Annotated in this window: 4 protein-coding genes, 1 tRNA gene and 1 pseudogene; 3 read left to right on the top strand and 3 right to left on the bottom strand. The window is 38.2% G+C overall.

Annotated features, from left to right (window positions below):
- On the bottom strand, positions 1-917 hold a 917-nt coding region (locus tag FWF39_RS11260), incomplete at its 3' end, for a DUF87 domain-containing protein (RefSeq protein WP_343383535.1).
- Positions 918-1,863: 946 nt separating this feature from the next.
- On the opposite strand from FWF39_RS11260, the gene FWF39_RS11255 reads away from it, so the two are divergent.
- Both FWF39_RS11255 and FWF39_RS11250 read left to right on the top strand, forming a co-directional pair.
- Positions 1,864-3,231: a glutamine synthetase family protein gene (locus tag FWF39_RS11255; protein WP_343383534.1), complete on the top strand. Its 1,368-nt coding sequence runs from the start codon at positions 1,864-1,866 to the stop codon at positions 3,229-3,231.
- Between the two features lie 152 nt (positions 3,232-3,383).
- On the top strand, positions 3,384-4,694 hold the full coding sequence (locus FWF39_RS11250) for an asparagine--tRNA ligase (protein ID WP_343383533.1): 1,311 nt from the start codon (positions 3,384-3,386) through the stop codon (positions 4,692-4,694).
- A 398-nt stretch (positions 4,695-5,092) separates the two neighbouring features.
- Here the strand turns inward: FWF39_RS11250 and FWF39_RS11245 are convergent, their stop codons facing one another.
- Together FWF39_RS11245 and FWF39_RS11240 are read right to left on the bottom strand one after the other, a co-directional pair.
- On the bottom strand, positions 5,093-7,417 hold the full coding sequence (locus FWF39_RS11245) for a hypothetical protein (RefSeq protein ID WP_343383532.1): 2,325 nt from the start codon (positions 7,415-7,417) through the stop codon (positions 5,093-5,095).
- An 83-nt stretch (positions 7,418-7,500) separates the two neighbouring features.
- A tRNA-Asn gene (locus FWF39_RS11240) sits at positions 7,501-7,577 on the bottom strand.
- Positions 7,578-7,790: 213 nt separating this feature from the next.
- On the opposite strand from FWF39_RS11240, the pseudogene FWF39_RS11235 reads away from it, so the two are divergent.
- Positions 7,791-8,317, top strand: a pseudogene (locus tag FWF39_RS11235) (ISNCY family transposase); the annotation flags it as partial.

The following is an 8,317-nucleotide window of genomic DNA, read 5'->3' as shown; positions in this document are numbered from 1 at the left end:
TTGGTGGTGTATCGGTAGGCTTCATCTACATATACAAAAAAGGGGTTACGATCCGCCTCAGGAGTATCCTCCCTTGACATACCCGCATTATACACAGCAGACAAAATCAAACTACCCAAAAAATTAGCAATATCCGAAGTAACTTTACCCTCAGGCAAATCCACAATCACAATCTTACCCTCATCCATAACCGCCCGAAAATCAATACCACTTTTCTCCGCCATAAACATAGGCACAATAATCCGCTCCTGAACAAGACGATAAAGCTTAGTTAGGACGGCAACTGAAGCGTCTTTGGGCATTTTGTCGTATTGTTTTTCCCAAAATATTTTGACATTACGGTCTTTGCATTTGGCTGTGAGCATATCTCGAAAATCTTGGTCAGAGAGAATATTGTAGAGATCAGGCAGTTTGGCACATTCTTTTTCCATGAGTAGGTATAGAGCGTTTAGTAAAATCATGTCAAGACGGGGTCCCCACCAACGCTCGTAGAGCTTCTCTAAAGTGTCCATAAACATTCGGGCGACTACGTCTCGTTCGTAGGGATTGTGGTGTTCTAAGAAATTTATTTGTAAAACACGATTGTCATATTTATCTTCGAATGCTGACCAAGGATTAATGTATATTACTTGATCCCATTTTTCAGGCGGGATATGAGTTAGGACAAGTTGGGTGAGGTCGCTATGGGAGTCTATAACCATAAAGCCTTCGTTATGGTCGATATGCTGTTTTATCATAGAGAGCAAGAAGCGTGTTTTACCTGACCCAGGAAACCCCATAACAAGACTATGAATCTTATCCGAAGCGTAAATGCCTAGTTTTAGTTTTTTGCCAATAACAGGGTCTGTTTCTGCATCAATACCCAATATATGGAGTCTTAGTTTATTTGTTTTTAGACTTGGATTTTGGTCACTCACGTTTTGAACCTTATCTAGAGAGACATATCTGCTCTTTTAAAAAAGGAAAATACAGACGGCGTAAAAACGGTTAGTTCGGATAGCAACACCAGTTTTCTCGTATTTTTAGCATAGTAATATCAAATTTCATAATTTTATCACTAACATTGGAAATATATGGAAAAATTACAAATACGTTGTGTAGATTTTATTTTTGCGCAGTTTGATTATATGGTGAATCATTATACGAAAAATTGCAGTGGAGAGTATTTCGCGTTTGTGGGAAATTATTGGTAAACATACTTTTGAGGTTGTAGATACACTTACGGCGGTGTTATTGTAGTGTAATGGTATAGGACGCGGTGAAAGTACCATTTACAGGAGTTTAGTAATTGCACAGCTTTTGTGTGGATGTATCGTATTTTCCTCTACGCGTCCAATAAGTGGAATAAAAATGGAGCTGAGCTTTTTTGTTATCTTTCCAAGAATTGGATGGTTAAACCTTTGGTGGATGTGCAGTCGATCGTTAATTGATTGGTTATAGGTAGACTGTTACGGATTTAAGGTCTGTTTGTGTTTGGGATGATACAGAGTATGAGAGCGCTATAAAGGTCTCAGATGAGGAAATTTACGATAATAAATATTGAAAATTGGTGCTTTTGTAACTTGGAACTATCATATCTCACCCAATAGAAATGGATGAGCTGTTTCTTAATAAACCCATATTTAAAGTGGATTCATTGGATATTTATTTAACAAATACATCAATAGTCTTATATGCAGTTATGCACACGCTTCCAGTATTATGCATAGTTTATGGGCATTATTACAATAATGTTACGCCAATATTGTATTTTGTTTATAAACCCTTTCAACAAACTAAATACACACAATTATGTTTAACATTTAGCCATAACAAGTAAAATCAAAATAAAATTAACAAACAAAGAAAAGGAAGAGCATTAAAATGAGGAATTTCAATGATGCTGTTTGGAAAGAAAATGTAACTAATGTTGTAAAAACTATCCGTGAAAATGATATAAAATTTGTTAGGTTGCAGTTTACTGACATTAATGGTATGTTAAAGAATCTTGCGGTGAGTTCAAAAAATATTGAAAGTATTTTTGAGAATGGGCAGTCATTTGATGGTTCTTCAATTACAGGTTATAGATCTGTTGAAGAGTCTGATATGGTTTTATATCCTGATCCAACAACTTTTGCAATTTTGCCTTGGAGGCCCAAAGAAAAATCTTCTTGTAGACTTCTCTGTGACATCTATACTCCACAAAATAAACGCTACGATGCTGACCCCCGCTACATCCTTGAAAAAACCATTGAAAAAGCCTGTCAAGTGGGTTATAAATTTATGTGTGCACCTGAGCTTGAATTTTTTATAGTAAAAGAATCTGAAAACGGCGGTTTACCCACTCCCATAGACTTATCGGGGTACTTTGATTTCCATCCAGGCGACTTAACTGATGATTTAAGACGTGAAATCGCTGACACTGCCGAAGCCTTTGGTATAGACATAGAAATCAGCCACCACGAAAGCGCCCTAGGTCAAAACGAAATTGACTTCAAATACGGCGAAGCCCTAGAAACAGCTGATCGAGCTATCACTCTAAAAATGTGTGGAAAAGTCGTCGCCGCAAGAGCCGGATACCTAACAACATACATGCCAAAGCCCTTCCAAGGCATAAACGGCAGTGGCATGCACATTCACCAAAGCCTATGGAGCCTCGATGGCACAATAAACATGTTTTTCTCTGAAAAAGACGCAAAACAAGGTTACCTCTCAGAGAGTGCACGCAACTTTATCGGTGGACAACTTGCACACGGACGCAAAATGTGTGCCATACTTAACAGTTGGCCAAATAGCTTCAAACGACTAGTTCCCGGATATGAAGCTCCTGTCTATATTGCATGGGCACACAAAAACCGCAGCCCACTTATCCGTGTACCAAACTTTGGCGGCAGAAAAAGCGCTGCAAGATGTGAAATCCGCTGTCCAGACGGTGCAGGCAACCCATACTTACAATTTGCAGTACTACTAGCCACAGGTCTTGACGGTATTAAAAACAAAACCGACCCGGGAGAACCCGTGGAACTAAACGTTTACCACATGAGCTATGAAGAACGCAAAGAACGCGGTATAGTCTCCCTGCCAGAATCCCTAAAAGAAGCTCTAGACGAACTTGCAACAAGCGAGCTTATGAAAGAAACCTTAGGCGAAACAGCCTTTGAAAACTTTTTAAAAGAAAAACGCCGCGAATGGGACGCCTACCGCCTACAAGTAACCGAATGGGAAGTAAACCGCTACATCAAACGACTCTAACAAAACAAAACAAACAAGAAAACTTTTAGCAAAAATTTCTTGTAAAGAAACGATAGACAAATGAAACCGCTGATTCACCACCAAAACACTAATACAGGCTAAGTTCTATAAAACGTTAAATGAAAAATCAATACATTCGTCACTGCGCAGACATGAATGATTCTACACCAGTTGAAGTACTGGGATGGATTAAAACAAAGCGTGTCTTGAAGAACACCATTTTTTTAGATATTGTTGATTCCTCAGGAGAAATTCAAGCTGTAGCACTAAAGAGCAAACTCTCCCAACATGAGTATGAACAAATGGAACAAATATCCCCCGAAGTAGCAGTTAAAGTATCTGGGATCATTAAACGAGAACTGAACAAACGAGTTGAATTGTCTGTTAAAAACCTTGAAATAATCGGTGATGTCAAATTTTGTGTTGACCCTTGTCCTCGTAGCAATTTTGATATTTTTGGAAAAAAGCATGTTAACTATGTGTTAAAAAATCGCCATCTTTATCTCAGAAATGATAAGTTAATGGCTGTGTTGAGATTCAAGAGTAAATTTTTAATTGAAGCGCATAAATGGTTCGATAGCAAAGGCTTCGTTTTTTTAGACGCACCAGTTCTCACGATGCTTCTTCTCTATGATGATGACTCAGCTTTTAAATTGAATTATAAAAATGAAGCAAAGAAAGAAAATGATGTATTTTTATCACAATGCAACATGTTTCAATTGGAAGCGGCAGTTCATGCATTTGAAAAAGTATACAATATTTCATCTTCTTTCAGAGCCGAAAATAGCAAAGGTAACCGGTACCTACGCGAGTATTGGCACTTGAAGGCTGAAATAGCATGGATGAATTTAGATGAACTTGCTACATTCGCTTCAGAAATGTTTTTTGAAATTACAAAAAACACCGTAACTAAATCCCAAAAGGAATTGGAGATCCTTAACACACCAGTAGACCTTGATTATTTAAAACCGCCATTTCAAAAAATCACCTATGATAAAGCAATCGACTTACTACGTTCTGAAGGCAGAAAAATTGAATGGGGAAAGAGTCTTAGAACGAAAGATGAAGAAGTACTCGGAAGGTTACTAGGCGAAAAACTATTTTTTGTTCAAGGGATGCCGAATACGGCAGAAGCATTTCCGTTTTCCAAGAATAAAGAAGACCTACGACTAACTCAAACATGTGATTTGATTGCACCTATGGGATTTGGGGAACTGCTGGGAACGGCAGAGAAAATTACTAACAAAATGGCTTTGCTTGAGCGAATGTCCGAAAAAGGGAAGAATACACCTATTGATATGGAACGATATCAATGGTATATTGATCTGAGAGATTACGGTTGTGTTCCTCATGGAGGTGTGGGAATGGGTATAGAGCGTGTAATAAGGTACTTACTCAAACTGCCCCATGTGAGAGATGCAATTTCATTTCCAAGATTATGTAATCGTGTTCCGAACCCATAAGGCAGTTTGTTTGTGTCCAAAGCCAAAACTGGAATAGAGGTTATGTTTGACTTATACTCACGTTCGGCAGTTTTCCCTAAAACAGCCCAGAATTAATTTGTCATCTACCAAACATCCAAAAAATAGGACAAACTAAATACAAACAACCAAAACTAAAACGAAAAATAATTCAACATACTTTTTCTCCTAAACTGCCGAATGAGTTTTAACGAATATTCACTCACTATTACTCAGGCATAGTTATACTTTCTGGGATTTTAGGGTGCTAAATGGGAATTGATTGGTTCTACGTTCGATCAATAAACAAATGCAGTCGATACTACTTTATAATGTGGTCAAAACAGTACAACAAAATATTTGGCAACAGTTTTAATGAACTAGGGTGAACAACAGGCAGTTCACTTTCGATAGACCGCTAGGTTAACTTTCGCTAAAATTAAGGGAATTGCTTTAACACGTTCTTTATATAAATCACGTTTTTCTTCATCCAAATTGTCCCATTCCATTAAACAATCATCCTGCTTTTTTATGCCGTTACGACCAGACTCATATTTCCAGCCATACATCTTTTCTTCACGCCACCGTTCATATTCCAATTTAGCCATCATAAGAATTTCATCTTCGGCAAAAGACTGAATAACTTGACCAGTAGAGCCTTTTGGTTGCATAAAACACCCTATGAGTTCAAGTTTATCATGATAACTTTTTATCTGATTAAATTTAGCAAGCTGAACTTCAAGATCCAACTCAGTCCAAAGTTTTGCATTACACCGAATAAATTGATCACAACCATCCGCGTGAATATTTTCAGCTATTTGCCATTCAATAGAGTTTTTAATGACTGGCAACACCAGTAAATCAGCAAATGCACGAGTATAAACATGCGAATCTAATTGAGAAAATATTGGTAACGAAGAAGCCTGTAATTTTTTTCCTTTAATTATACTTTGTTTAATGATGGTCTCCATGCTTCGAGTTCCATGCTTATATGATGGCACATGCAACATAGCAAATATAACATCAACATCAATAAACCGATTGTTATTTACACTTTCTTTGAGCCTGCTGTCACGTTCACAGAAACTACGGAGCAACAAAGCACGACGAAGGATGTAACTTTTTTCATCGCTTGCACGTGGATTTGGTCCAGCAATATCAATACTACCTCTTATACGGCTGACGAAATCAGGTCCCTTTTGTTCTTTAAACTGTTCAAGGTTTTCTGGTTTTTGAAATTCTTTAAACGTCGATACCGTACTACCTGTAAATACCATGATGCACTTACCCAGTGAATGTTTACCAGTACTATCATAAAACTCGCCGTCTTGCATTGGTGCTAGAAAAGACTTTAACCAGCCGAGAGGCTTATGGTCAAGCCCAGCTGAATCAAATTCATCAAAAACGATAAGGGGCAGTTTTTCCTGCAACCTGATGTCTCGAATCCATTGAAACGCCACGCTAAGTTCTGAAAAATTAGTAAACTGGGATACGTTGAATATTTCACCATCAAATTCTTTTTCGGAAAACAAACTCTCTACAATTTGTTTTATACCAAATGATTTTCCAGAACCAGGAGAACCGAAGACGGCAATAGACAAAGGTTTTTCATTGTCGTTATTTTTGTATTCTTCAATCATATTACGTATATTGCTGAATGCTTCGATTTCCCAGCGGTCAACAGTTTTTAATTTTCCGATTTCCAACATCGGATAACCTTTTATATATTCATCACCGTGTAAAACGTAGTTAGTTGCCTGTTCGACAATATCTTTGCGATCTTTATCATTCGCAATATGCCACGTGTCCAATGGTACAGTGTTTCCCCCAGACAAGATTTTAACTGGAAATGGTTTCACTTTTTCGTTCATGCCATCAACTGGTATTGCATCAAACGGAAAGTCTTCAATGATATTAAGCTGAAACCCCGTCTTAACATATTTAATACCACTATCCAAAATCGGCTTCATGCATAGTTTATTGCCATTAAGCACGTTTGTAAATTGTAACCCTGTGGACGCTACCATAAGAGCAAAAGCATCCTCAAGTTGCCCTTTTGTTTCTTTGCGAATTGTACCCTCCGCCTTGCCGTCATTAAGCATAAGGTCAGCAGAAGTTATTACGCCATTGTCTGTTTTGATATGCACAGCTCCATCTTCAGCAAATGTAATCAGAATATGAGGAGCCTCCAACAGATAGGATATGTTGTCGTTATTGCGCAATTGCCACAAAAGATTAAGTGTCGTACGTTCCCATGATATTGCTTCACTGATCATAGCTCCGTTATCACGCAAAACATTTGCATCCAACATAAGAAAACATTTTTTTGCGATCTTCGGAAAAATTAACTTGTCAGGTAACACCTCTTTTGATGCCCACAAAACATCTTTCCCGTCAATGAGCGAAACATTAATGTCATCAAACCCGTGATCCCATAAAATAACGCTATCGTTATTCTGTGAGGTACAATTTGTATTTAATTTCTCATTAACAACCATCAATTTTCGAGAAACAGCATAATATTCCGTCTTGTCGTCTCTTTCATATTTTGAGAGATCAAAACATTCGTTATGACACAAGGCATCATTGGCTGATACATCAATTTTGAGTATCTTCGCTATAAGTGCTGCACCCCCCGGAAGTTTAAAAGACTGTGGTTCACCATCATAATTTTTACTATAATAATATGTACGCAAATAAGAGTGACCAATAATTTGAAGCCCCATACTTATTCCTCATTTTTGTAGATCCGCTTTCGGGTTATCAACTAGGCATCTCCAATTGTTGATGAGACTAATTGTGTTAATTATGGCGCCGTCGAAAGGACTCGAACCTTTGACCTACTGATTAACAGTCAGTTGCACTACCTGGCTGTGCAACGACGGCATTTTTTCCTATAACATTTGGTAGAGTACTATTTTGTGTGCCTAATATTTTTTGTGCTTCTAAGGGCCTTGGGACAAAAGTAGTTTGAGTTGTTTTTTCTTGGTTGCCCTTGTGCGTATGCATACTTTGAGAGCAGATATATTTTTTGAAATCTAGCTTCGTACTAGAACATATTATGGCATATTTATAACCATATGCCGCAATGTTTTGCGTATGAAACGCCTAACGGTCAAAAGCACCAAAGAAATGCTCGAAGTCCTAGAAGAAACCCGCGAAACCCTACTCAAAGACCACAAAACAGACTACCCCTACAGCCAATGGGAACAAAAACGAACACAAATAAAACAACGCCTAAACAACCTGCCCCAATACGTACACCAAGCCGTAGAAACCATAAACAAAGAAGAACAAAAAATGGGCCGACCCCCCAAACTAGACCTAGAAAAGAAAACCAACTTGTTCATAATGGTGCGTTTCTTAAACAAATCCAACCGCATGGCAGAGCAATCCCTCCACTACTTCCAACCCCTCTTTGGAGTAGATGTGAGCTACAAATACATTGAGCGCCTCTACAGCGATCCTGAGGTCAAACTGGTGTTGCACAACGTCTTTGTCTTACTTCTAAAAGACGAAAACGCAATCAGCGGCGAACTATCCGGAGACGGCACAGGCTATGCTGTGAGTGTAGAGAACCACTACCGCACTGGTCCTCAGAAGTATGGGAAAAAGTTTGTTCATTT

Origin of the sequence: Candidatus Bathycorpusculum sp. (genome assembly GCF_009778815.1) — an archaeon.
GTDB lineage: Archaea > Thermoproteota > Bathyarchaeia > Bathyarchaeales > Bathycorpusculaceae > Bathycorpusculum > Bathycorpusculum hydrogenotrophicum.
The sequence above is the reverse complement of the archived record's forward strand: the minus strand, read 5'-3'. Positions and strand labels throughout refer to the sequence as shown.